This is a genomic window from Streptomyces sp. NPDC053474 (genome assembly GCF_044544845.1).
Lineage (GTDB): Bacteria > Actinomycetota > Actinomycetes > Streptomycetales > Streptomycetaceae > Streptomyces.
In genome coordinates this window covers 21,734-46,772 of the sequence record NZ_JBITXV010000024.1, presented here as the reverse complement: position 1 = coordinate 46,772, position 25,039 = coordinate 21,734, and the positions used below count along the sequence as shown (strand labels likewise).

At 73.4% G+C, this 25,039-nt stretch carries 16 protein-coding genes; 11 read left to right on the top strand and 5 right to left on the bottom strand.

Annotated features, from left to right (window positions below):
• Positions 1 to 180: 180 nt before the first annotated feature.
• Positions 181 to 2,328, top strand: a complete 2,148-nt coding sequence (locus ACIG3E_RS37860) for a hypothetical protein (protein WP_399625094.1) — start codon at positions 181 to 183, stop codon at positions 2,326 to 2,328.
• A 10-nt stretch (positions 2,329 to 2,338) separates the two neighbouring features.
• Here ACIG3E_RS37860 and ACIG3E_RS37855 read toward each other — a convergent pair whose 3' ends face one another.
• Positions 2,339 to 4,027 (bottom strand): hypothetical protein, encoded by a 1,689-nt coding sequence (locus ACIG3E_RS37855; RefSeq protein ID WP_399625093.1) that lies wholly within the window; start codon positions 4,025 to 4,027, stop codon positions 2,339 to 2,341.
• 225 nt (positions 4,028 to 4,252) lie between these two features.
• On the opposite strand from ACIG3E_RS37855, the gene ACIG3E_RS37850 reads away from it, so the two are divergent.
• Positions 4,253 to 4,957, top strand: coding sequence for an endonuclease V (locus ACIG3E_RS37850; RefSeq protein ID WP_399625091.1), 705 nt, complete (start codon positions 4,253 to 4,255; stop codon positions 4,955 to 4,957).
• A 21-nt stretch (positions 4,958 to 4,978) separates the two neighbouring features.
• Here ACIG3E_RS37850 and ACIG3E_RS37845 read toward each other — a convergent pair whose 3' ends face one another.
• Positions 4,979 to 6,166: a saccharopine dehydrogenase family protein gene (locus ACIG3E_RS37845; RefSeq protein ID WP_399625089.1), complete on the bottom strand. Its 1,188-nt coding sequence runs from the start codon at positions 6,164 to 6,166 to the stop codon at positions 4,979 to 4,981.
• Between the two features lie 206 nt (positions 6,167 to 6,372).
• On the opposite strand from ACIG3E_RS37845, the gene ACIG3E_RS37840 reads away from it, so the two are divergent.
• From ACIG3E_RS37840 to ACIG3E_RS37825, 4 genes are all read left to right on the top strand, one after another.
• Complete coding sequence (locus ACIG3E_RS37840) at positions 6,373 to 7,515, top strand: CaiB/BaiF CoA transferase family protein (RefSeq protein ID WP_399625087.1); 1,143 nt, start codon at positions 6,373 to 6,375, stop codon at positions 7,513 to 7,515.
• A 79-nt stretch (positions 7,516 to 7,594) separates the two neighbouring features.
• A complete protein-coding gene (locus ACIG3E_RS37835) occupies positions 7,595 to 8,737 on the top strand; it encodes an acyl-CoA dehydrogenase family protein (RefSeq protein ID WP_399625085.1) in 1,143 nt (380 codons plus the stop codon).
• A gap of 87 nt (positions 8,738 to 8,824) precedes the next feature.
• Positions 8,825 to 10,039 (top strand): acetyl-CoA C-acetyltransferase, encoded by a 1,215-nt coding sequence (locus ACIG3E_RS37830; protein ID WP_399625083.1) that lies wholly within the window; start codon positions 8,825 to 8,827, stop codon positions 10,037 to 10,039.
• Between the two features lie 48 nt (positions 10,040 to 10,087).
• A complete protein-coding gene (locus ACIG3E_RS37825; RefSeq protein WP_399625081.1) occupies positions 10,088 to 12,265 on the top strand; it encodes a 3-hydroxyacyl-CoA dehydrogenase NAD-binding domain-containing protein in 2,178 nt (725 codons plus the stop codon).
• A gap of 25 nt (positions 12,266 to 12,290) precedes the next feature.
• Here the strand turns inward: ACIG3E_RS37825 and ACIG3E_RS37820 are convergent, their stop codons facing one another.
• Positions 12,291 to 13,079, bottom strand: a complete 789-nt coding sequence (locus ACIG3E_RS37820; RefSeq protein WP_399625079.1) for a MerR family transcriptional regulator — start codon at positions 13,077 to 13,079, stop codon at positions 12,291 to 12,293.
• A 262-nt stretch (positions 13,080 to 13,341) separates the two neighbouring features.
• Here ACIG3E_RS37820 and ACIG3E_RS37815 point away from each other — a divergent pair, with 262 nt between their 5' ends.
• Together ACIG3E_RS37815 and ACIG3E_RS37810 are read left to right on the top strand one after the other, a co-directional pair.
• A complete protein-coding gene (locus ACIG3E_RS37815; protein WP_399625077.1) occupies positions 13,342 to 15,147 on the top strand; it encodes an AMP-dependent synthetase/ligase in 1,806 nt (601 codons plus the stop codon).
• A 184-nt stretch (positions 15,148 to 15,331) separates the two neighbouring features.
• On the top strand, positions 15,332 to 16,801 hold the full coding sequence (locus ACIG3E_RS37810) for an amino acid permease (protein WP_399625075.1): 1,470 nt from the start codon (positions 15,332 to 15,334) through the stop codon (positions 16,799 to 16,801).
• Between the two features lie 61 nt (positions 16,802 to 16,862).
• Here the strand turns inward: ACIG3E_RS37810 and ACIG3E_RS37805 are convergent, their stop codons facing one another.
• Positions 16,863 to 18,365, bottom strand: a complete 1,503-nt coding sequence (locus tag ACIG3E_RS37805; RefSeq protein ID WP_399625073.1) for a M1 family metallopeptidase — start codon at positions 18,363 to 18,365, stop codon at positions 16,863 to 16,865.
• Positions 18,366 to 18,634: 269 nt separating this feature from the next.
• Between ACIG3E_RS37805 and ACIG3E_RS37800 the strand changes: the two genes are divergently transcribed.
• From ACIG3E_RS37800 to ACIG3E_RS37790, 3 genes are all read left to right on the top strand, one after another.
• Entirely contained in the window at positions 18,635 to 20,656 is a 2,022-nt protein-coding gene (locus tag ACIG3E_RS37800; RefSeq protein ID WP_399625071.1) for a Xaa-Pro dipeptidyl-peptidase, read from the top strand.
• Positions 20,653 to 21,975 carry a M14 family metallocarboxypeptidase gene (locus ACIG3E_RS37795; protein WP_399625069.1) on the top strand — a complete coding sequence of 441 codons (1,323 nt, stop codon included), beginning with the start codon at positions 20,653 to 20,655 and terminating at the stop codon, positions 21,973 to 21,975. The genes ACIG3E_RS37800 and ACIG3E_RS37795 overlap by 4 nt, the downstream gene beginning before the upstream one ends.
• Before the next feature lie 140 nt (positions 21,976 to 22,115).
• The gene (locus ACIG3E_RS37790; protein ID WP_399625200.1) at positions 22,116 to 23,807 is read left to right on the top strand and encodes a BCCT family transporter; all 1,692 of its coding nucleotides are present in this window, start codon (positions 22,116 to 22,118) and stop codon (positions 23,805 to 23,807) included.
• Between the two features lie 244 nt (positions 23,808 to 24,051).
• Here the strand turns inward: ACIG3E_RS37790 and ACIG3E_RS37785 are convergent, their stop codons facing one another.
• Positions 24,052 to 25,035 (bottom strand): FAD-dependent oxidoreductase, encoded by a 984-nt coding sequence (locus tag ACIG3E_RS37785; protein ID WP_399625067.1) that lies wholly within the window; start codon positions 25,033 to 25,035, stop codon positions 24,052 to 24,054.
• Positions 25,036 to 25,039 lie beyond the last annotated feature (4 nt).

Below are 25,039 nucleotides of genomic sequence, written 5' to 3'. Positions count from 1 at the left end.
ACTCTGCGAGGGACATGCCCGACACCGCGGACAGAAGCCTTGCCCGGGCCTTGCCGAAACCTTGCAGAACGCCGGGACCGGCGCGGCGCGGTGGTACGCGCCGCCGCCGCACGGCATACGGTGAGCCGCACGGCACCCGCCGAGGTGTCGCGTCGGCAAAGAACCCTTGCGGAGGACGAGTTGGGCGACCATGAGACACCCGTCGGGGGCAACGACCTGTCAGGGACCGTGCACGGCCACAGCGTTCAGGCCGGTCATGTCGCGGGCGACGTGACCCTCAACGTGCTGCCGTCCCCGGCGCGGCAGCACGTGGTCCCGTACGAAGTGCCGCCCCTCAGCGCCCGGTTCTTCAACCAGGTCGACGTCCTGGCGCGCCTGGACGCCCTCGCGGCGCCGGGCCGGGACGTCCCCGTGGGCGTCGCGGTGCTCCAGGGGCTGCCCGGCGTCGGTACCACGGCGGTGATCAGGCACTGGGCGGAGCGCAGGCGCGCCCTGTTCCGGGGCGGGCAGCTCTACCACGACTTCGCCGCCCTGCGGGACCGGCGGGAGGGCGCCGACGTCTCCGAGGCCGCCGGACAGTTCCTGCGGTCCCTCGGCGTCGACGAGCCCCTCATCCCCGACTCCCTCCACGAGCGCGCCGCCCGCTTCCGCTCCCGCACCGCCGAACAGCCGCTGCTCGTCGTCCTGGAGAACGTCAGCCGCGCCGCGCAGGTGCGCGCCCTGCTGCCCCGCGGCCCCGGCAGCGTCGTCCTCGTCACCTTCGGCGGCGACAGCGGTGAGCTGGGCGAACTGTCCGTCGACGCCCAGCTGGTGTACGTCGACCCGCTGGATACGGCCAGCGCGCTGCGGCTGCTCGCGGACCGGTGCGCGGGAGCCGTCGCCGCTGACCCGGCCGCCGCCGCCCGCGTCGTCGAGCTGTGCGGGCGCCTTCCGCTCGCCCTCGACATCGTCGCCGGGCGCCTGCGCACGGCCCGCAGCCTCACCCTGGCCCGCCTCGCCGACGAACTCGCCGACGCCACCCACCGCCTGTCGGGCCTGTCCGTGGGAAGGAGCCGTTCCATGACCGCCGCCCTCGACCTCGCCTACGGCGCGCTGCCGCCCGCCACGGCCCGGCTCTACCGGCTCATCGGCGCGCTGCCCCTCACCGCCCTCGACGAGCAGGCCGTCGCGGCGGCCGCCGACGTGGACCTCGCGCAGGCCCGCGCCCAGCTGCGCGAACTGGAGGCGCTGAGCCTCCTGGAGGCCGCCGAGGACGGCCGCCACCGCGTCCACGACCTCGTCCGGCTGCACGCCCGCGAGCGCGCGGAGCAGGAGGACGCCCCCGCGAGCGGCCGCGCCGCGCTCGCCCGTGTCCTGGACCACTACCTCCGGCTCACCGCCCTCGCCGACCGCGCCGTGCGGCAGGACCGGCTGCGGATCGCCGACCTCACCGACGTGCTGCGCGACACCCCCGACCCGTTCGCGGCCCCCGGCGGGGCCGCCCCGTTGACCTGGCTCGAAGCCCAGTATCCGAACATCCTCGGCGTGCTGCGCGCCGCCGCCCGCGTGCCCGGCCTCCAAGTACCCCTCTGGCAGACGGCGGAGGCGCTCACCGTCCTGTTCCTGCACCACCGGCACCTCGGGCCCTGGCTGGAGTCGCTCGCGCTCGGCGCCGAGGCCGCCGCCGCGGCCGTCGACCCCGCGGCCGAGGCCCGGCTGCGCAGCCTGCGCTCGCGGCCCCTGCTCGACCTCGGCGCACACGACGAGGCCCGCGCCGAGCTGGCCGCGGCCGTCGCCTGCGCCGAGGTCTCGGGCCACACCGTGCTGCGCGCGTCCGTCCAGGAGTTCCTCGGCCGTAGCCTCGAACACCACGACCTGGACGCGGCCATGGCCGCCTACCGCGCCTCCCTCGCGCTCAACACGGCCGCGGGGGAGGAGCGCGGCGCCGCCCTCGCCGCGTACTTCCTCGGCCGTGCCGAGGACGCGGCCGGGCGGCCCCGCGCGGCCCTCGCCACCCTGCGCGACGCCCGCGCCCGTCTGACCGCCCGCGCCGACCACCGCATGGCCGCCCGCGCCACACTCGCCGTCGGACTCGCCCACGACCACCTGGGTGAGACCGCCGACGCCGTACGCGCCCTGACTACGGCGGCCGAGGCCCTGCACACGACCGAGGCGTACGGCTACGAAGCCGACGCGCGGGCCGCCCTGGCCGACCTCCTCAGCCGCACGGGGAGCGGCCCGGACGCCGTACGGCCCCTGCTGGCCAGGGCACTTGAGGTGTACGAGGCCTACGGCAGCCCCCGCGCGGACGCGGTGCGCGCCCGGCTCGCGGAGCTCGGCCCGGCCTGAGGGACCGGCCCTAGGCGCGCCGCAGCGTCACGGGCCGCTCGGGGAGCCCGCCCACGCGCAGCGTCACCGCCGCCTCCAGGGGCAGCCCGGCCCGCAGGCACGTGTACACGACGGCCGCCGCGAGGCCGGGCGCGGTGTCCTCGCGCGTGCCCGCCACCACCGCCCGGCCGTCGCGCAGTCCCACGATGACGCCGCCGTCCGCCACGGCCGACGCGGCGAGCAGCGCACCGGGGAAGCGGTCCAGCGTGCCCTCGGCCCACCGCCGCGCCGCCGCGGCCGACGGCGCGGGCCGCGTGGCGGTCAGGACGGACGCGCTTTCGGTGAGGCGGCGGTCCCGCTCGGCCTCGTCGCAGGCGAGATGGGCGTACGTACGCGCGGTGTCACCGGCCGCGCCGGACACGGCGGCGGGCCTGCGCCACACGTCCACGACCGGGCCGTGCCCCGGCCGCGCGCCGTCCGTGACGGACGTGGTCACCGCCCAGGACGTGACCTCCCGCGACTCCGCCCGGGGCGGCGGCAGGACGAGCGCGGACGGTGCCTCGCCCGCGGGTTCGGGCAGCCCGAGCAGCCGGTAGAGGGCGGCGCGCAGCCGGGGCAGCGCGAGGCCGGGCTCGGCGAACGCCAGCCGGGCCACCTCGGCCGGGTCCGCTGGCGACGGCGCGCGCAGCGCCGCCGCGACCTGCGCGCGCACGTCGCCGTCGAGGTCGAGCCGGGGCGCGGTGCGGGCGAGGTGGGCCACGGCGGTGCCGGGCACCGCGTCGCTGCCGTACGCGCCGAGCAGCACGGGCTTGCCGAGGGCCGCGCCGTACAGGGTCACCGAGCCGTGGTCGCCGACCACGGCGTCGGCGGCGACGAGCGCGGACCGCCAGGCGTGCACCGGCGGCACGAGCAGCAGCCCGGCGTCGAGCGCGGCGGCCTGCACGGTGCGGATCTGCCAGGGCCCGTGCGCGGACCACACGTTGGGGTGCAGGACGGCGGCCACCCGGTACGCGTCGCAGGGCAGCGCGGCGAGCAGCCGCGCGGGCAGCTCCGGTACGCGGCCGAGCAGGGACGTCGGGCCCCAGGTGGAGCTGACGAGGACGAGCCGCTGCCCGGCCGTCACGCCGAGGGCGGCCTTGTAGGCGTCGGCGTGCTCCCGGCTCGCGAGGAGTTCGTCGAAGCAGGGGTCGCCGACGAGCAGGGTGTGCCCGGCCGCCTTGGGGTGGGCGGCGAGCAACTGCCGCTCCTGGTCGGGGTGCGAGGTGGCGAGCCAGGCGCGGCCGGTGTCCAGGAGCGCGTCCGGCACGGCTCCGGAGAGCCTGCTGCGCGGGGTCCGCGAGTCGGGGACGAGCTTCTGGAAGCCGATGCCGTGCGGCAGCACGAGGACGGGGTAGTCACCGTCCGGCACGTCGATGTTCTCGCTGGCGGAGAGCACGAGGTCCGGCGCGATGTCGCCGAGCCGGTCCCACGGCAGGACCCGGCAGCCCGCGTCGTGCAGCACGTCCGCGACGCCTTCGCCGAACGCCGAGGTCGGGTCGTGGGCGAAGACGACGGTCACCCGGGCGTCGCCGCGCAGCAGCGCGGGCAGGCACTCCAGGATCCGTACGGTCGAGGTGACCGTGCGCGCGGCCACGACCAGGGTCCTGCTGCCCTGGAACGTCGACCAGCGCCAGGCGTCGCCCCCGACCAGGGCCCGCAGCGGCTCCGGGCTACCGCCCACGCGGGCCTCCGGCTATGCGCTCGGGGCCGCCCGGCGCCCAGCACCCGGTTCGCGGTTCGCGGTTCGCGGTTCGCGGTTCGCGGTTCGCGGTGTGGTCGCGCGCTACCAGATATCACGTCCTGTGCCAACCCCTCCCGGCCCCGCGCGATGCGCCCGCCCTGGACGACGGAGACCCGAGAACGGTACCGGAGCCCCCTCCCCGGGAGGCCCTAGGCTGAGATCACCATGAACACGCCCACCGTGACGATCCCGCCCCTGCCCGCCGACTGGCCCGTGGACGAGGCGGCGGCCCGTGCCGTCCAGGACGCCCTGCGCACCCGCGTGGTGCGCGACGAGCCGGGTCCGCCGCCCGGCACCGGCCACGTGACGGGCGTGGACGTGGCGTACGACGACGAGCGGGACGTGGTCGCCGCGGCGGTCGTGGTCCTGGACGCGGCGAGCCTCGCCGTCGTCGAGGAGGCCACGGCGGTGGGCACCGTCGCGTTCCCGTACGTGCCGGGCCTGTTGGCCTTCCGGGAGCTGCCCGCGGTGCTCGCCGCCCTGGACGCGCTCACCGTCGACCCGGGCCTGGTCGTCTGCGACGGCTACGGCGTCGCGCACCCGCGCCGCTTCGGCCTCGCGAGCCACCTCGGCGTGGTCACCGGGCGCCCCACGATCGGCGTCGCCAAGAACCCCTTCACCTTCGCGTACGAGGACCCGGACGCCGCGCGCGGCAGCGCGGCGCCGCTCCTCGACGGCGAGGAGGAGGTCGGCGCCGCGCTGCGCACGCGCGCGGGCGTGAAGCCGGTGTTCGTGTCGGTCGGCCACCGGGTGGACCTCGCGCACGCGCGGGCCCACACCCTGCACCTCACCCCCCGCTACCGGCTGCCGGAGACCACCCGCAGGGCGGACGCCCTGTGCCGCGCGGCGCTGCGCGAGGCCACGCGCTGAACCGGCGGGCGCCGCGGGGCGTCAGCGCACCGCGGCCACCCGGAACCCGATGCCCGCCGCCGTGAGCCGCGCGATGAGCGGTTCGGCCATGGCGATGGCCGTCGTCACCTGGCCCGAGGTCTCGGGCAGGTCGTCGAGCGCGAGGCACAGGGCCGCCTCCGCGAGGATCTTCGCGGTCTCGCCGTACCCGGGGTCGCCGCCGCTCACCTCGGTGAACACCCGCTGCCCGCCGCCCTCGCCGACGTACCGCAGGGAGAACCAGCTCGCGGCCCGGCGCGCGGCGTCCGGTCCCTCGCCCGGCTTGACGAGGCCGGAGAGCCAGCGCCGGGCCGGGGGCACCTGCGCGGCGGCGAGCACCGTGCCGACCGCCGCGACGCCGCCCACGGCCACCGGCAGCGAGCGCACGGCGGCGTAGTGCCGGTAGCGGAAGTCGGGGCCGTAGCGCGGCAGCGCCCGCGCGGAGTGCCGCACGACCTGCGGGTCGATCGTCGGCAGCGGCAGCGCCCACGCGCCGACCTCCGCGGCGTAGCGGGGCGGGCCCGGCGGCGCGTCGGCGGTGCGGCCCACCAGGCGCGGCTCGTGCCGCCGCCGCTCGCGGGCGGCGGCCACCAGCTGGCGCCCGCGCGCGAACTGCTGGAGGGCGGAGGCGAGCGTGCCGCCGGAGAAGCGCGCGTGGGTGCGCACGAACCCGTCGACGCGCAACGGCACGTCCTCGGGCAGCTGCCGCACGGTGTAGTACACCCCGAGGTCGTGCGGGACCGAGTCGAAGCCACAGGCGTGCAGCAGACGTGCGCCGGTCTCCCGCGCGCGGGCGTCGTGCCGTACGTACATCCGGTCCACGAACTCGGGCTCGCCGGACAGGTCCAGATAGTCCGTGCCCGCGTCGGCGCAGGCGGCCACCAGGTCCTGGCCGTACGCGAGGTACGGGCCGACGGTGGTGGCCACCACGCGCGCGCGGGTGGCCAGTTCGCGCAGCGACGCGGGGTCGCCCGCGTCCGCCCGGAGCAGGGGCAGCTCCGCGCACGCGGGGTGGTCCTCGGCGAGGCGCTCGCGCAGCCGCTCCAGCTTCGCGGTGTCGCGCCCGGCGATCGCCCAGCGCAGCCCGGCGGGGGCGTGCGCGGCGAGGTAATCGGCGGTGAGCATCCCCACGAAACTGGTCGCTCCGAAGAGCGCGATGTCGTACGGACGGTCCTTGTCGTGACTGGTCATGGCACCTCTCTGCCGTGTCCCGCGCCGTTGTCGGGGGCTGAGGCTAGCGTGCCCGGACACCGTGCGGCGGGGCGCCCGGGCGCCGCCCCCGGCTAAGCGCTTGCTCGTTCGGGGTCGTCAAGGGCTTGTGCCCAGTGGAACACGTTCTTAGCATCACTGGTGTTACATCAGTTGTGTCATAGCGGCGGCAGAGCGCTGGGGGCTCAATGACAGTGCCGGACAAGGGCGTTCACGGACCGCTCGCCGGAGTGCGCGTGGTGGAGCTCGCGGGCATCGGCCCCGGCCCGTTCGCCGCCATGCTCCTGGCCGACCTCGGGGCGGACGTCGTACGCGTCGACCGGCCCGGGGACGCGGGGCTCGCCATCGACCCCGCGTACGACCTCACCAACCGCAACAAGCGCAGCGTCCTCGTCGATCTGAAGGCCCCGGGCGGCGCGGGCCGCGTGCTCGACCTCGTCGCGCGCGCCGACGTGCTCATCGAGGGCTACCGCCCCGGGGTCGCCGAGCGCCTCGGGGTCGGCCCCGAGGACTGCCACGCCCGCAACCCCGCGCTCGTCTACGGCCGCATGACCGGCTGGGGGCAGCGGGGCCCGCTCGCGCCGCGCGCCGGGCACGACATCGCGTACATCGCCGTCACCGGCACCCTCGGCATGATCGGCGCGCCCGGCGAGCCGCCCACCGTCCCGGTGAACCTCGTCGGGGACTACGCGGGCGGCTCGCTGTACCTCGTGGTCGGGGTGCTCGCCGCGCTGCGGCACGCCCAGGAGCACGGCACCGGGCAGGTCGTGGACGCCGCGATCGTGGACGGCGCCGCGCATCTGGCCATGATGATCCACGGCATGCTCGCGGCGGGCGGCTGGCAGGACCGCAGGGGCGCCAACCTCCTGGACGGCGGCTGCCCGTTCTACGGCACGTACGAGACGGCGGACGGCGGCTCCATGGCCGTGGGCGCCCTGGAACAGCGCTTCTACGACGAGTTCGTCGAGCTGATGGGCCTGAAGGACGTCGCCGACGCGCGCGGGGACCTGGCCCGCTGGGGCGAGCTGCGCGAGGCCGTCGCCGCCCGCTTCAAGACCCGTACGCGCGCCGAGTGGACAGCCGTGTTCGAGGGCTCGGACGCCTGTGTGGCGCCGGTGCTCTCGCTGCGCGAGGCCCCCGGCCACCCGCACCTGGCCGCCCGCGGCACCTTCACCGAGCACGGCGGCCTCACCCAGCCCGCGCCCGCGCCCCGGTTCTCGGCGACGCCCACGGCGGTGCGCTCCGGGCCCGCGCGCCCCGGCGCCGACACCGAGGACGTCGCCCGCGACTGGGACGTACCGGCGCTGCGCGACGCCGCGCCGCACCCCTGAGGCCCCGCGCACGCACCGCCCGCCACGCCTCCGACGCACGTCCCCCGACGCACGTCCCCCGACGACGGAACGGAAGACCATGGAACGGCAGATCTTCGACGCCGAGCACGACGCGTTCCGCGAGACCGTGCGCACCTTCCTCGCCAAGGAGGTGCTGCCGCACTACGAGCGGTGGGAGAGCGACGGCATCGTCTCCCGCGACGCCTGGCGCGCGGCGGGCAAGCAGGGCCTGCTCGGGATCGCCGTGCCCGAGGAGTACGGAGGCGGCGGCACCACCGACTTCCGCTACGCCGCCGTGCTGGCCGAGGAGTTCACTCGCGCGGGCGCCGCGGGCCTCGCCGTCGGCCTGCACAACGACATCGTCGGCCCGTATCTGACCGGCCTCGCCACCGAGGAGCAGCGGCGGCGCTGGCTGCCCGGCTTCTGCGACGGCTCGCTGATCACCGCCATCGCCATGACCGAGCCGGGCGCGGGCTCCGACCTCCAGGGCATCCGCACGACCGCCGAGGACCGCGGCGACCACTGGCTGCTCAACGGCTCCAAGACGTTCATCTCCAACGGCATCCTCGCCGACCTCGTCATCGTCGTCGCCAGGACCACGCCCGAGGGCGGCGCGCACGGCCTGTCGCTGCTCGTCGTCGAGCGCGGCATGCCCGGCTTCGAACGTGGCCGCAACCTCGACAAGATCGGCCAGAAGGCCCAGGACACCGCCGAACTCTTCTTCCACGACGTGCGCGTGCCCAAGGAGAACCTCCTCGGCGAGCTGAACGGCGCGTTCGTCCACCTGATGACGAACCTCGCGCAGGAGCGCATGGGCATCGCCGTCGCCGGGATCGCCGCCGCCGAGCACCTCCTGGAGATCACCAAGACCTACGTCAAGGAGCGCGAGGCCTTCGGCCGCCCGCTCGCCAAGCTCCAGCACATCCGGTTCGAGATCGCCGAGATGGCCACCGAGTGCGCCGTCACCCGCACGTTCCTGGACCGCTGCATCATGGATCACTCGAACGGGCAGCTCGACGCGGTGCACGCGTCCATGGCCAAGTGGTGGGCCACGGAGCTGCAGAAGCGGGTCGCCGACCGCTGTCTGCAACTGCACGGGGGATACGGCTACATGACGGAGTACCGCGTCGCGAAGGCGTTCACCGACGGCCGCATCCAGACCATCTACGGCGGCACGACCGAGATCATGAAGGAGATCATCGGCCGCGCCCTCCTCGACTGACCCCCGTCGGCGCCCCCGACCGCCCCGGGGCCCGCGGCCGACCCGCCGGGCCCCGCACCGACCGACCCTCCCCCGAAAGGCTTCCCAGTGAGCTCCGAAGCGTACGTATACGACGCGATCCGCACCCCGCGCGGCCGCGGCAAGGCGAACGGCGCCCTGCACGGCACCAAGCCGATCGACCTCGTCACCGGCCTGATGCGGGAGGTCACCCGCCGCCTTCCCGGCCTCGACCCGGCGGCCGTCGACGACGTCGTCCTCGGTGTCGTCGGGCCGGTCGGCGACCAGGGCTCCGACATCGCGCGGATCGCCGCCATCGCGGCCGGACTTCCGGACACCGTCGCGGGCGTCCAGGAGAACCGCTTCTGTGCCTCGGGCCTGGAGGCGGTCAACATGGCGGCGATGAAGGTCCGTTCGGGCTGGGAGGACCTGGTCCTCGCCGGGGGCGTCGAGTCCATGTCGCGGGTGCCCATGGCCTCCGACGGCGGCGCCTGGTTCAACGACCCGATGACCAACATCGACACCGGCTTCGTCCCGCAGGGCATCGGCGCCGACCTGATCGCCACCCTGGAGGGCTACACGCGGCGCGACGTCGACGAGTACGCCGCCCTCTCGCAGGAGCGCGCGGCCACCGCCTGGAAGGAGGGCCGCTTCGCGAAGTCCGTCGTGCCGGTGAAGGACCGCAGCGGCCTGACCGTCCTCGACCACGACGAGCACCTGCGGCCCGGCACCACCGCCGACACGCTCGCGAAGCTCAAGCCGTCGTTCAAGGACATCGGCGACCTGGGCGGCTTCGACGCCGTCGCGCTGCAGAAGTACCACTGGGTGGAGAAGATCGACCACGTCCACCACGCGGGCAACTCCTCCGGCATCGTCGACGGTGCCGCCCTCGTCGCCATCGGCAACAAGGACATCGGCGAGCGCTACGGCCTCACCCCGCGCGCCCGGATCGTCTCCGCGGCCGTCTCCGGGTCCGAGCCCACCATCATGCTCACCGGGCCCGCCCCCGCCACCCGCAAGGCCCTCGCCAAGGCCGGTCTGACCATCGACGACATCGACCTGGTCGAGATCAACGAAGCCTTCGCGGCGGTCGTCCTGCGCTTCGTCAAGGACATGGGCCTGAGCCTGGACAAGGTCAACGTCAACGGCGGCGCGATCGCCCTCGGCCACCCCCTCGGCGCCACCGGCGCGATGATCCTCGGCACCCTCGTCGACGAACTGGAGCGCCAGGACAAGCGCTACGGCCTCGCCACGCTGTGCGTCGGCGGCGGCATGGGCATCGCGACGATCGTGGAACGTGTGTAACCCCCAGCGGCTCGGACTGTATTCCAAGACTTCTACGGAGACCACCACATGACCACCGAGAGCACCACCATCCGCTGGGAACAGGACGACACCGGCGTCGTCACCCTCGTCCTCGACGACCCGAACCAGTCCGCGAACACGATGAACCAGGCGTTCAAGGACTCCATCGCCGCGATCGCCGACCGCGCCGAGGCCGAGCGGGACTCCATCCGCGGCGTCGTCTACACCTCCGCCAAGAAGACCTTCTTCGCGGGCGGCGACCTCAAGGAAATGATCCAGGTCGGCCCCGAGAACGCCCAGGCCGCCTTCGAGGCGGGCACCGCGATCAAGAACGCGCTGCGCCGCATCGAGACCCTCGGCAAGCCCGTCGTCGCCGCCATCAACGGCGCGGCCCTGGGCGGCGGCTACGAGATCTGTCTGGCCAGCCACCACCGGATCGCCCTCGACGCGCCAGGCTCCAAGATCGGCCTGCCCGAGGTCACGCTCGGCCTGCTCCCCGCGGGCGGCGGCGTCACCCGCACCGTCCGCCTCATGGGCATCGCCGACGCCCTGCTGAAGGTGCTCCTCCAGGGCACCCAGTACAGCCCGAAGAAGGCCCTGGAGAACGGCCTGGTGCACGAGGTGGCCGCCACCCCCGAGGAGATGCTGGCCAAGGCCCGCGCCTTCATCGACGCCCACCCCGAGTCCCAGCAGCCCTGGGACGTGCCCGGCTACCGCATCCCGGGCGGCACCCCGGCCCACCCGAAGTTCGCCGCGAACCTCCCGGCCTTCCCCGCCAACCTCAAGAAGCAGCTGAACGGCGCCCCCTACCCGGCCCCGCGCAACATCCTCGCGGCCGCCGTCGAGGGCGCCCAGGTCGACTTCGAGACCGCCCTGACCATCGAGGCCCGGTACTTCACGGAGCTGGTCACCGGCCAGACCTCGAAGAACATGATCCAGGCCTTCTTCTTCGACCTCCAGGCCGTCAACTCCGGCGCCAACCGCCCCCGGGGCATCGAGCCGCGCCAGGTCCGCAAGGCCGCCGTGCTCGGCGCCGGGATGATGGGCGCGGGCATCGCCTACTCCTGCGCCCGCGCGGGCATCGAGGTCGTCCTCAAGGACGTCTCCGCCGAGGCCGCCGCCAAGGGCAAGGCCTACTCCCAGAAGCTGTGCGAGAAGGCCGTCGCTCGCGGCCGCACCACCCGCGAGAAGGCGGACGCGCTGCTCGCCCGCATCACGCCGTCCGCCGACGCGGCCGACCTCGCGGGCTGCGACGCGGTCATCGAGGCGGTCTTCGAGAACCCGGAGCTCAAGCACAAGGTGTTCCAGGAGGTCCAGGACGTCGTCGCGCCGGACGCTCTCCTGTGCTCCAACACCTCCACGCTGCCGATCACCCTGCTCGCCGAGGGCGTCGCCCGTCCTGCGGACTTCATCGGCCTGCACTTCTTCTCGCCCGTCGACAAGATGCCGCTCGTGGAGATCATCAAGGGCGAGCGCACCGGCGAGGAGGCCCTGGCCCGCGCCTTCGACCTGGTCCGCCAGATCAACAAGACCCCCATCGTCGTCAACGACTCGCGCGGCTTCTTCACCTCACGGGTCATCGGCCACTTCATCAACGAGGGCGTCGCGATGGTCGGCGAGGGCGTCGAGCCCGCCTCCGTCGAACAGGCCGCGGCCCAGGCGGGCTACCCGGCGAAGGTCCTGTCCCTGATGGACGAGCTGACGCTGACGCTGCCCCGCAAGATCCGCAACGAGTCCAGGCGCGCCGTCGAGGAGGCGGGCGGCACCTGGCCCACCCACCCGGCCGAGGCCGTCATCGACCGCATGGTCGACGAGTTCGACCGGCCGGGCCGCAGCGGTGGCAAGGGCTTCTACGACTACGGCGAGGACGGCAAGCGCACGGGTCTGTGGCCGGGCCTGCGCGAGCACTTCACGAAGCCCGGGCACAGCATCCCGTTCCGGGACATGCAGGAGCGGATGCTGTTCTCCGAGGCGCTCGACACCGTGTGCCTCCTGGAGGAAGGCGTCCTCACCTCGGTCGCCGACGCCAACATCGGCTCCATCTTCGGCATCGGCTTCCCGGGCTGGACCGGCGGCGTCCTGCAGTACATCAACGGCTACGAAGGGGGCCTGCCCGGCTTCGTGGCCCGCGCGCGCGAGCTCGCCGAGCGCTACGGCGAGCGGTTCGCGCCGCCCGCGCTGCTCGTGGCGAAGGCGGAGCGCGGCGAGACGTTCAGCGACGCCTGAGCCGACGGCCCGCGCGGGGAGTGGCTCACGTCTCCGTGAGCCACTCCCTCAGCTCCTCCTTGAGGGACCGCTGGAACGCCGTGACCAGGGCCTGCACCACCAGCGGCTGCATATGGGCCGAGAGCGACCTCATCGCGGCCACGTGCTCGGGCTCCGACGCGTGCTCGCGGTAGGGGCCCGACACCTGGTCGCGGAAGAGCCGCGACAGCTCGTGCGCCGCCGAGCGCGTGTGCTCCATCAGGACCGTGCGCGCCGCCAGGATCGTCTCGTGCGGGATCGGTACGTCGAGCAGCCGCAGGCCGAGCCGTAGCAGCCCCGGGTCCACCCGGCAGCGGTCGGCCTCCTCGTCGTACGCGACGACGCCCATCGCGGCGAGGCGCCGCACGTCCTCCGCCGAGAGCGCCCGGCCCGCCCGGCGCTCCAGACCGGCGCGGGAGGTCTCCTCCGCGCCCTCCGGCGCCCACGAGGCCACCACCGCGCGGTGGATGGCCAGGTCGTGCGCGCTCAGGTCCGGCGGCAGCTGCTCCAGATACCGCTCGATCGCCGCGAGCGTCATGCCCTGGTGCTGCAACTCCTCGATGAGGGCGAGGCGGGAGAGGTGCCCGGGGCCGTAGTGGCCCACGCGGCGCGGGCCGATCACGGGGGGCGGCAGCAGGCCCTTGGTGCTGTAGAAGCGGATGGTGCGCACGGTGACGCCCGCGCGTGCGGCGAGTTCGTCGACCGTGTAGGTCGCCTCCCGCGGAGCCGTCGGCTCCTGCGGGTCCTCCGCCGACTCGTGGGTGCCCGTCACCGACTCCTCCGTGCCCGTCGCCATGCGGTGCGTCGCCTCCCAGGTCGTGCGGCAATGCGGTGCAACAGTATTGCTGTACCACTGCTGCTGTGAAAGTCTCCGGGGCAGTCACGCCCCGTAGCCCCTGCTGAACCTTTGGTGAGATGTGTACGCCGCCCTTCGTCTGCGGGTCCGTCGGGGCTGGTCGCGCCCACGCGGCGGCGCCGCACAGTGACACAGCCCCGCGCCCCTACGGGCGCCGCCGCATTGCACCGCACTTCCACAAGGCCACTCAGGAGGCGGTTCCATGAACAGAAGTCCGCGGCTTCCCGGAGACCCCGCCGAGCTCACGTTCCCCGCTCTGCTGCTTCGCAACGCCGAGGACCACCCCGACCTGCCCGCCCTGTCCTGGCGCTCGGGAGCGGGCTGGGCGACGCTCACCTGGGGCGAGGTGCGGCGCGATGTCGCGGTCCTCGCCGCCGGGTACGCGGCCCTCGGCGTCCGCCGGGGCGAGCACGTCCTGATGATGATGGCCAACCGCCCCGAGCACTGGCTGAGCGATCTCGCCCTGGTCCACCTCGGCGCCGTCCCGGTCACCGTGTACGGCACGTCGGCGCCCGAGCAGATCGCCCACATCGCCCGGCACAGCCGCGCCCGCCTCGCCGTCGTCGAGGGCGCGCGCGAAGTCGCCCGCTGGGAGCCCGCCCTCGCGGACGCCGAGGTGCCCCTGGAGCGGCTCGTGGTCGTCGAGGAGGCCGCGGCGGGGGAGCACGGCACGTACGCGGCGCTGCGCGCGAGCGGCGCCCGGGCGCACCGGGCCGACGCCTTCGACAAGGCCTGGCGCGAGGTCCGCCCCACCGATCCGCTGACCGTCGTCTACACCTCGGGCACCACCGGCGCCCCCAAGGGCGTGCGCCTGACCCACCGCGGGGTCGTCCTGAACGGCATCGCCCTGGACGAGGCCATCGGCTTCCCGCCGGGCGCGGCCCACCTCTGCTACCTGCCCTTCGCGCACATAGCGGAGCGCGTTCTTGGCATGTACCTGCCGCAGCTGCGCGTCGCGCCCGTGCACCTGTGCGCCGACCCCGCCCGGGTCGCCGCCACCGTGGCCGAGCTGCGGCCGCAGCAGTTCTTCGGCGTCCCGCGGGTGTGGGAGAAGTTCGCCACGGCGTTCCGGGCGGGCCTCGCCGCCCTGCCAGAGGAGCGGCGCCGCGCCGTCGAGGCGGCGAACGAGACGGCCCGCGCGCACGTGGCCTGCCGCGAGCGCGGCGAGGACCCGCCCGCCGACCTCGACGCCGCCTTCCGCACGGCCAAGGCGGAGGTCCTCGACCCGCTGCTGCGGCGCGTCGGCCTCGACCGGGTGCTGTGGGCGGCCAGCGCGGCGGCCCCGATGCCGGTGGCCCTGGCCCGGTTCTGGGCGGGCTTCGGCCTGGTGGTCGTGGACGCCTGGGGCCTGACCGAGACCAGCGGCGTGGTCACGACCAACGGCCCCCAGGCCTTCCGGCTCGGCTCGGTGGGCAAGCCGCTGCGCGGCATGGAGGTCCGTACGGCCGACGACGGCGAGATCCTGGTGCGCGGCCCCTATGTGTGCGAGGGCTATCTGCGGGCCGACGGCGGCGTCGACGACGTCCGGGACGCCGAGGGCTGGTTCGCCACCGGCGACGTCGGGCGGCTCGACGAGGACGGCTACCTGTGGGTGACCGACCGCAAGAAGGAGCTGATCGTCACCTCCACCGGCAAGAACGTCGCGCCCGCCGTCGTCGAGAACGCCCTCAAGGAGCACCCGCTCATCGGCCAGGCCCTGGTCCACGGCGACGGCCACTCGTATCTGGTGGCGCTTCTGGTCCTGGACCCCGACGCGGCCGCCGCCTGGGCGGCCGCGCGCGGCATCGAGGGCGACCCGGCGGCCGCCGCCGAGGTCCGGCGGGAGGTCGCCCGCGCCGTCGAGGAGGCCAACGCGCGCCTCAACCGCACCGAGCAGGTCAAGCGCCATCTGCTGCTCACCGAGGAGTGGGGGCCCGAGACCGGCGAGCTGACGCCGTCGCTGAAGCTGCGCCGCCGGGTCATCAGGGAGAAGTACCAGGACCTCATCGAGAGCCTGTACACCGGGTGACGCACGCCTGTACACACGGCTCTCACCGTGTGAGAAGTACCGCTATGTGACGTGCGCCACCGCATTATCGGCATTGCGTAAGGGAAGGTGTCGGGTCGGTCCGTGGTGCGTCAGGGGTGCCACGGGCCGGAGCACATCCGGACCCCGGGAGCTCTTTCCGGGCACCACAGAGTGGACCTTCCACGTGAGCAACGACGCCGTAGACACGGCCGCCGTGGACGCAGCGCGCGCCGCTGAGTCCCAGGCCCCCGCGGACGCGGGTGACGCCGGTTACAGCAAGGACCTCAAGGCCCGCCACGTCAACATGATCGCCATTGGTGGCGCGATCGGCACAGGTCTCTTCCTCGGGGCGGGCGGCCGCCTCCACTCGGCGGGCCCCGCGCTCGCCCTCGCCTACCTCGTGTGCGGCGTCATCGCCTTCTTCGTCGTACGGGCCCTGGGCGAGATGGTCCTGTACCGGCCCTCGTCCGGCTCCTTCGTCAGCTACGCGCGTGAGTTCCTCGGCGAGAAGGGCGCCTACGTCGCCGGCTGGATGTACTTCCTCAACTGGTCGACGACGTGCATCGCGGACATCACCGCGATCGCGCTGTACACGCACTACTGGAGCTTCTTCACCGACATCCCGCAGTGGGTGCTCGCGCTCGTCGCCCTCGCGGTGGTGCTCTCGGTGAACCTGATCTCGGTGAAGTACTTCGGCGAGATGGAGTTCTGGTTCGCGATCGTCAAGGTCGCCGCGCTCGTGGCCTTCATGTTCGTCGGCATCTTCCTGGTGTCCACCCAGCACGAGGTCGGCGGCGAGACGCCCGGCCTGAACATGATCACCGACCACGGCGGCTTCCTGCCGAACGGCCTGATGCCGGTCGTGATCGTCCTCCAGGGCGTCGTCTTCGCGTACGCCTCGCTGGAGCTGGTCGGCGTCGCGGCGGGCGAGACCAAGGACCCGCACAAGGTCGTGCCGCGCGCCGTGAACTCGATCATGTGGCGCGTGGGCCTGTTCTACGTCGGCTCGGTCGTGCTCCTCGCGCTGCTCCTGCCCGGCTCGGTGTACTCGGCCGACGAGAGCCCCTTCGTCACGGTCCTCTCCAAGATCGGCGTCTCCGGCGCGGGCGACGTGATGAACTTCGTCGTCCTCACCGCGGCCATGTCCTCGCTGAACTCCGGCCTGTACTCCACGGGCCGCATCCTGCGCTCGATGGCGATGGCGGGCTCGGCCCCCAAGTTCACCGCGAGGATGAACCGCAACCAGGTCCCCTACGGCGGCATCCTGCTCACCGCGAGCATCGGTGTCCTCGGCGTCGGCCTGAACAGCGTGGTGCCGGACAAGGCGTTCGAGATCGTCCTGAACGTCGCCTCGCTCGGGATCATCGGCACCTGGATCAGCATCATGGTCTGTCACCTGGCGTTCGTGAAGCGAGCCAAGGAGGGCCTGATCACGCGGCCGAACTTCCGGCTGCCCGGCAGCGGCGTCACCGAGTACGTCACGATCGCCTTCCTGATCGCCGTGCTCTGCCTGATGTGGAAGGACGCGGAGGTCGGGCGCAAGACGCTCTTCCTGATCCCGGTCGTCGCCGCCGCGCTCGTCGCGGGCTGGTACGGGATCAAGCGCAAGGCCGCGCGGGAGACCGACCGCGAGGCGGCCGAGCTCACCAAGTAGGCACCCGCGCCAGCGACGGCGGGCGGCACCCCTTGTGGGGCGCCGCCCGCCGCCGTGTGCGTCAGCTGTGGTCGTGCAGCGAGTTCGTCGCGGCGATCTTCTTCCAGGACTTCGGCTTGGCCGGCGCGTCCTTGGCCGCCGAGCGGGCGAGGCCCGCCTTCTTCGCGGCCGGGGCGGCGGGCTTGCCGGGCTTGTACAGCCACGTGTCGAAGAGCGCCGACAGCGGCTTGCCGCTGATCTTCTCCGCGTACGCCACGAAGTCGCCCACGCTCGCGTTGCCGTACTGGCGCTCCGTCGGCCAGCCCTTCAAGATCTTGAAGAAGGTCTTGTCGCCGACCTTGTTCCGCAGCGCCTGCAGGGCCAGGGCGCCCCGGTCGTACACGGCGCCGTGGAACTGGTTGTCAGGGCCCGGGTCACCCGGCTTGACCTGCCAGAACGGGTCCTCGGCGGGACGCGAGGCATAGGTGTAGTCGGCGAGCTCCTGGGCGGTGCCCTCGCCCTCCTTCTCCGACCACAGCCACTGGCTGTAGCGGGCGAAGCCCTCGTTGACCCAGATGTCCTTCCAGTTCTCCACGGAGACGCTGTCGCCGTACCACTGGTGGGCCAGCTCGTGCACCACGATGGAGACGTTGGAGCCGTTCGCGAAGGCCTTCGGGCTGTAGAACGGCCGCGTCTGGGTCTCCAGGGCGAAGCTGGTCGGCACGTTGGGCACATAGCCGCCGAGCGCGTTGAAGGGGTACGTGCCGAAGACCTCCTCCAGCCACTCCGCGACCTCGGTGGTCCGCTCGATGCTGGCGCGCGAGGCCCCCGCGTTGTCGCCGAGGTCCTTGCTGTAGGCGTTGAGGACGGGCAGGCCGCTCTCGGTCTTGTCCGTCGTGATGTCGAACTTGCCGACGGCGAGCGTCGCGAGGTACGGCGCCTGCGGCTTGTTGGAGCGCCAGTCGAAGCGGGTCCAGCCCAGGCGCGAGCTCTGCCGCTGGAGCACGCCGTTGGAGATGGCCTGGGTGCCGTCGGGGACGGACACCGACACGTCGAAGGTCGCCTTGTCGCGCGGGTGGTCGTTGGCGGGGAACCACCAGGCGGCCGACTCCGGCTCCTGGGCCGCGACCCCGCCGTCGGGCGTGCGCTGCCAGGCGGTGAAGCCGTGGATCTTCACCTCGGAGGGCTTGCCCGCGTACCGTACGACGATCGTCACGGCGCTGCCCTTGGGCAGGCCGGACTTCGGCGTGACCTCCAGCTCCTGCTCGCCCGAGCGCGCGAACGCCGCCTTCTTGCCGTTGACGCGCACCTCGCTCACCTTGAGGCCGAAGTCGAGGTTGAAGCGCGACAGGTCCTGCGTGGTGGTGGCGTTGATGGTCGCCGTGCCCTCGAGCAGGTCCGTCTTCGGCTGGTACTTCAGCCGCAGGTCGTAGTGCGAGACGTCGTAGCCGCCGTTGCCCGCGTCGGGGTAGTAGGAGTCGCCCACGCCGGGCGCCCCGGGCGTGAAGTCGGCAGCCGTCGCCGGGATCGCCAACAGGAGAGAGGCGGCGAGCGCGCCCGGGGCGATGAGTCTGCTGCGGTGCACGTAAGTCTCCAAGTGATAGGCGGTGCGGGTGGATCGCGCCGGGCGAGGCGGCCCCGCGCCACGGGGTGGCGGGCGGGGACGCGCCGTCCGGCGCCGTACAACTCACGATGCGATCGACCCTATTGAGCCCCGTGATCCCCAGTCATGTCCATGGCCGCATATGTCACACGATCGCCATTCGGCTGACATGTGCCAAGACGTCCCACGCACCTTTCACCACCTCCTGCGGCCCTCTTTCCGGCCGCAGTTGACGCGTGTACCTTCCGGCCATGCCGATACGCGCGCGCATGCGCCTGCCGATGTGGAGAACGCTTCTGACGGCGGCACTGGCCGCCCTGCTCGCCACCCTCCTCGCCCCGGGCGCCGCGCACCCCGCGCCACGCACCCCGACGGCGCACGGGACGGCGAAGGAGAGCAGACCCGTCTACTCCTACGCGGACGCGATACGCGAGTCCGTGTGGGTCGACACCCGGGTCGACGGCGACGAGGACGGCAGGACCGACCGCGTGGCCGTCGACATAGTCCGCCCCCGCGAACCCGCCCAGCACGGCCGCGAGATACCCGTGATCATGGACGCGAGCCCCTACTACGCCTGTTGCGGCCGGGGCAACGAGAGCCAGAAGAAGACCTACGACACCGACGGCAGGCCGGTGCAGTTCCCGCTGTACTACGACAACTACTTCGTGCCCCGGGGCTACGCCTACGTCGCCGTCGACCTCACCGGAACGAACCGTTCCGACGGCTGTGTCGACATCGGCGGCCGCTCCGACATCCAGTCCGCCAAGGCCGTCGTCGACTGGCTGGGCGGCCGCGCCCGCGGCTACACCTCGCGCACCGGCGCCGAACGCGCCCGCGCCACCTGGACCAACGGCCGCACCGGCATGATCGGCAAGAGCTACGACGGCACCATCGCCAACGGCGTCGCCGCGACCGGCGTCGAGGGCCTGGAGACCATCGTGCCGATCGGCGCCATCTCCTCCTGGTACGACTACTACTTCGCCAAGGGCGCTCCGCTGTTCAACAGCGGCCCCGACGGCCTGTCCGACGGCATCGAGAGCCCCGAGGCCCGCGCCCGCTGCGGCCGCGTGCAGGAGCGCCTCGTCCAGGGCGCGCCGCGCAGCGGCGACTGGACCCCGCTGTGGGCCGCGCGCGACTACGTCCCGGACGCCGACAAGGTGCGGGCCAGCGTGTTCGCCGTGCACGGCCTCCAGGACCTGAACGTGCGCATGAAGCACTTCGGCCAGTGGTGGGACGCCCTCGGCGAGGCGGGCGTGCAGCGCAAGCTGTGGCTCAGCCAGGCCGGGCACGTCGACCCCTTCGATTTCCGCCGTGCGAATGGGGTCTCCCCTGTTCGAGCGGAGCCGAGAACTCGGGGATGGGTGCGCACCCTGCACCGCTGGTTCGACCACGAGCTCCTCGGCTACCGCAACGGCGTCGACCGCGAGCCCATGGCCGACATCGAGCGCGCCCCCGACCAGTGGACCACCGACCGCGTCTGGCCGCCCCGCACCACCAGCGCCGTCACGCTCCGCCCCGCCCAGGGCACCGCCCCGGGCGTCGGCACGCTCGGCACGCGCCGCGGCAAGGGCACCGAGACCTTCACCGACGACCGGCGCCTCGGCGAGACCGACTGGGCCTCCGCCATCGACGCCTCCACGCCCGCCAAGGCGGGCTTCACCACCCGGCCGCTGGCCCGCGACCTGCGCCTGTCCGGCTCCTCGAAGGTCACCGTCACCGTCACGCCGTCGGCCCCCACCGCGCACCTGAGCGCCGTACTCGTCGACGTCGGGCCCGCCACCATCCGTGACTACGCGGCCACGGGCGAAGGCATCACGACCCTGCCCACGCGCAGCTGCTGGGGCGCGAGCACCGACGGCGACAGCGCCTGCTTCAAGGACACCGCGGCCCGCACCAAGGCCGTCGACTACACCGTCTTCAGCCGCGGCTGGGCCGACCTCGGCAACCACGCGGACGACCACCACGGCCGCCCCCTCACCCCGGGCGAGCCCGTCACCCTCACCCTCGACCTGGCCGCGAGCGACCACGTCGTGCCGAAGGGACACCGGCTCGCGCTGATCGTCGGCGGCACCGACCGCAACCTCATCACCGCCCCCGCCGACACCCCGACCCTCACCGTGGACCTCGCCCGCACATTCGCGCGGGTGCCGCTCGTCGGCGGCGCCAAGGCCCTCACGACCGCCCCGCACGCTACCGTTCCGCGCGAGTCCCGCCTGGACGGCGTGGCCCCCGCGCGTCCGCTGACCCCCCGACCGGGAGGCCGTACCTCATGACGTCCCGCATCCGCGTCCTGGCCCTGGCCTGCGCCTGCGCCGCGCTCGCCGCCCCGCTCGTGACGGCGCCCGCGCAGGCCGCCGCCACCCCGCCGCGCACCGGCTTCGAGCAGAGCGGCGGGGCCCGCTGGACCAGCCAGGCACAGGAGCAGCGGCTCCTGGCCGCCGTCGACAAGGCGAGCGCGCGCGTCTCCGTCTCCCGCATCGGCACCACCGACCAGGGCAGGCCGCTCCAGCTCGTGCGCGTCGGCGAGCGCCGCACCGCGTCCACCGTGCTCCTCGTGTGCAGCCAGCACGGTGACGAGCCGTCGGGCCGCGAGGCCTGTCTGAGCACGGTCCGCGACCTCGCCTACGCCAAGGACGCGAAGACCCGGCGGTTCCTGTCCCGCACCACGCTGCTCGTCGTCCCCACCGCCAACCCGGACGGCCGCGCCGCGAACACCCGCGGCAACGCCGACGGCGTCGACATCAACCGCGACCACATCGCCCTCAAGACCGCCGAGGCCCGCGCGCTCGCCGCCGTCATCCGCGACCGCGCCCCCGACGCCGTCTACGACCTGCACGAGTACGGCGCCACGCCGAAGTACTACGACAAGGACCTGTTCGACCTGTGGCCGCGCAACCTCAACACCGATGACGCGGTGCACCGGGAGGCCGAGCAGCTCTCCCGCGACTACGTCCGGCCCGCCGCCACCGCCGACGGCTACACCACCGGCACCTACGGCATCTGGACCGACCCCGTCACCGGCGAGCCCGTCAAACAGGTCGCGGGCGACGGCCAGGAACGCATCCTGCGCAACGTCTCCGGCCTCAAACACGCCGCGGGCCTGCTCATCGAGAGCCGCGTCGACCCTTCCCCAAGCTCTCAACTTCGTTCGAGCAGGGGAGACCCCACTTCCCAGGAGGAGAAGAACGACCCGGCCCGCAACATCCGCCGCCGCGTCCACTCCCAACTCTCCGCCCTGAAGGGCCTGTTCAGCTACGCCGACGCGCACAGGTGGCGCCTGGAGGCCGCCACCACCGCGTCCCGCCTCAAGGGCCTGCGCGACCGGGGCCCCGTCTACCTCGGCGGCGCCGACAACGACCCGGCCGAGCCCGCCGAGATCATCCAGGACCCGGCCTGCGGCTACCGCCTGACCCCGGAGCAGTACGCCGACGTCAAGGACGAACTCGACCTGCACGGCGTGAGCGCCCGCCGCGACGGCCGCGGCGGCGCCCTGGTCCCGCTGCGCCAGCCCGCCCGCGCCCTGGTGCCGCTGCTGCTCGACGCCCGGGCCGCCTATCACCTCGTCACGGGAGAGCCCGACACCGACTGTTGAGCCCGGTGGGGACACGTCACATGTGGTAGGGGGTTAGCGGAGAGAAGAACAACCGACGAACCGTCAGCCGCGATCACTCCGCGAAAGGTGCACACGTGACGCAGGAACCCCAGAAGCCGGTCGCCGGAGGAGGCCCGCCCCTGTCCGTGGGGGGCCACTCCGGCGGCGGCTCCCCCCAGACCGACCGGGTGGTGTTCGGCGTCACCGCCGTCCTCACCCTCGCCTTCGTGGTGTGGGGCGCCACGGCCACGGACACGCTCGAAGACGTCTCGTCGGACATGCTCGGGGGTCTGATCCACAACGGTGGCTGGGCCTTCATGCTGGCCGCGTCCGGCTTCGTGGTCTTCGCCCTGTGGCTCGCCGTCAGCCGCTACGGGAAGATCACGCTGGGCCGGGAGGGCGAGGAGCCCGAGTTCCGCACCGTGTCCTGGGTCGCGATGATGTTCAGCGCGGGCATGGGCATCGGCCTGATGTTCTACGGAGTGAGCGAGCCGCTCGCCCACTTCACCAAGCCGCCGCCCGGCACCCACCCCGACGACCAGGCCGCCGCCATGGAGACCTCCATGGCGACGACGCTCTTCCACTGGACGCTGCACCCCTGGGCGATCTACGCCGTCGTCGGCCTCGCCATCGCGTACAGCACGTTCCGGCGCGGCAGGCGCCAGACCATCAGCTCCGTCTTCGTCCCGCTCATCGGCGAGAAGCACGCCCACGGCGCGTGGGGCCGCGTCATCGACATCCTCGCCATCTTCGCCACCCTCTTCGGCTCCGCGGCCTCCCTCGGCCTCGGCGCGCTGCAGATCGGCAGCGGCTTCGAGGAGCTGGACTGGATGGACAAGGCGAGCACCGGCCTGCTCGTCGTCATCATCGCGGTCCTGACCGTCGCGTTCGTGGCCTCCGCGGTCTCCGGCGTCGAGAAGGGCATCCAGTGGCTCTCGAACATCAACATGGTGCTCGCGCTGATCCTGGTCGTCTTCGTGTTCATCGCGGGCCCCACCGTCATCGTCCTGGATCTGCTGCCCACCTCCATCGGCTCCTACCTGGGCGACCTGCCGCAGCTCATCGGGCGCACCGAGGCCTCCAGCGGCAAGGGCGTCTCCGACTGGCTGGGCAGCTGGACGGTCTTCTACTGGGCCTGGTGGATCTCCTGGACGCCGTTCGTCGGCATGTTCATCGCCCGCATCAGCCGGGGCCGTACGATCCGGCAGTTCGTGGGCGGCGTGATCCTCGTGCCGAGCACGGTCAGCCTGCTGTGGTTCGCCGTCTTCGGCGGCACCGCGATGACGGTCAAGGAGCGCGGTGGCCTGAAGGGCGACACCACGCCCGAGGCGCAGCTGTTCGGGCTGCTGCACGAGTACCCGATCGCCACCGCCACCAGCCTGCTCGTGATGATCCTCGTCGGCATCTTCTTCGTGTCCGGTGCGGACGCCGCGTCCATCGTCATGGGCACGCTCTCCCAGAAGGGCTCGCTCGAACCCGGCCGTCTCGTCGTCGTCTTCTGGGGCGTGGTCACGGGCGCGGTCGCCGCCATCATGCTGCTCATCGGCGACGGCAAGGACAACGCGCTCACCGGGCTGCAGAACCTGACGATCCTCGTGGCCGCGCCCTTCGTCCTCGTGATGATCGGGATGTGCGTGGCGCTGATGAAGGACCTGCGCCACGACCCGCTGATCGTGCGCGGCGAACACGGCACGGACGCGGTGGAGCGGGCCGTCCTCGCCGGTCACGAGCAGTACGACGGGGACTTCGAGCTCCAGATCGGGCCGAGCGACAGCTCGGACGCCGAGGCCGACGGCGGCGCCCCGTCGTCGCGGCCCGGCCCCGCCCGCTGAAGCGACCGCCACCCTGAGCGCGCGCTGACGTGCCCCGCCCCGGCGCCCCGGCCCTCCGGGCCCACCGGGGCGGGCTCACCCTCCGGGGCGGGCTCACCCGAGGGCGGGCCCGGCCGTGGCGAAGACCCCGGGGCTCCTCTGAGCGCCTCGCTGGAATTGCCGCGATGGGCCGTCGATCGCCTGCGGGGCCGTCGTGGCTGGTCGCGCAGTTCCCCGCGCCCCTTCGGGGCGCTGCCTGCTCGGCCTACTCCGCCCGCGCCGCCTGTTCCGTCTCCTCCGTCAGGAGTTCCGCCGCCGCACGCGCGCAGCCCCACGCCACCGTGACGCCCGCCCCGCCGTGCCCGTAGTTGTGCACGAGGGCCCGGCCGTCGGGGGTGTGCTCGCGCTCCAGGCGTACGGAGGGGCGCGCGGGGCGCAGCCCCACCCGGTGGCCGATGATCCGCGCCCCGCCGATCTCCGGGCGGACCCGGGCGCAGCGCGCCACGATGGCCTCGGCCACCGCCGGATCCGGCTCCAGGGACCACGAGCCGTCCTCGGCGGTCCCGCCGAGGACGAGGCCGCGGGGCTGCGGCAGGAAGTACGTCGTCTCGTGCGACGCGCTGTCCGCGGCGGTGAACCACGTCCGGACCCCCGGGTTCTCCACCAGGACCAGCTGCCCGCGCACCGGGCGCACCGACGCGTCCGGCACCAGGCTCCGCGCGCCCAGGCCCGAGCAGTTGACGACGTGCCGCGCCTCGGCCAGCGGCTCGGCGAGCGAGACGGCCGCCCTGACCTCCACGGACCCGCCCGCCGCGCGCAGGCGGCTCCGCAGCCACGCCAGGTGCGTCGGCATGTCGATCAACGGCAGCCGCGCCCACAGGCCGACGCCCGCGTACTCCTCGGCCGTCGTCGCCCGCAGCCCGGGCACCCGCTTCGCCCACGGGCCGAGCGTGTCCAGGCCCGTCTCGGCGTGTACGCCCTCGACCACGCGTACGCCCGTGCGCTCCGGGTCCGCCGCCAACTCCCGGTAGCGCTCCAGGGATACGAGCGACCAGTCGCCGACCAGGCCCTCCGGCTCGATGCGGTACGGCCACCACAGGCCGCCCGCAACAGCCGAGGTCGTGCGCTCCGCGGGCTCCCGCGTCCACACCCGCACCCGGCGTCCGCGCTCCGCGAGCACCACCGCGGTGGTGAGCCCCGCGACGCCGCCTCCCACCACGATCACATCCGTGTCATCGCCATGCGTCATCCCC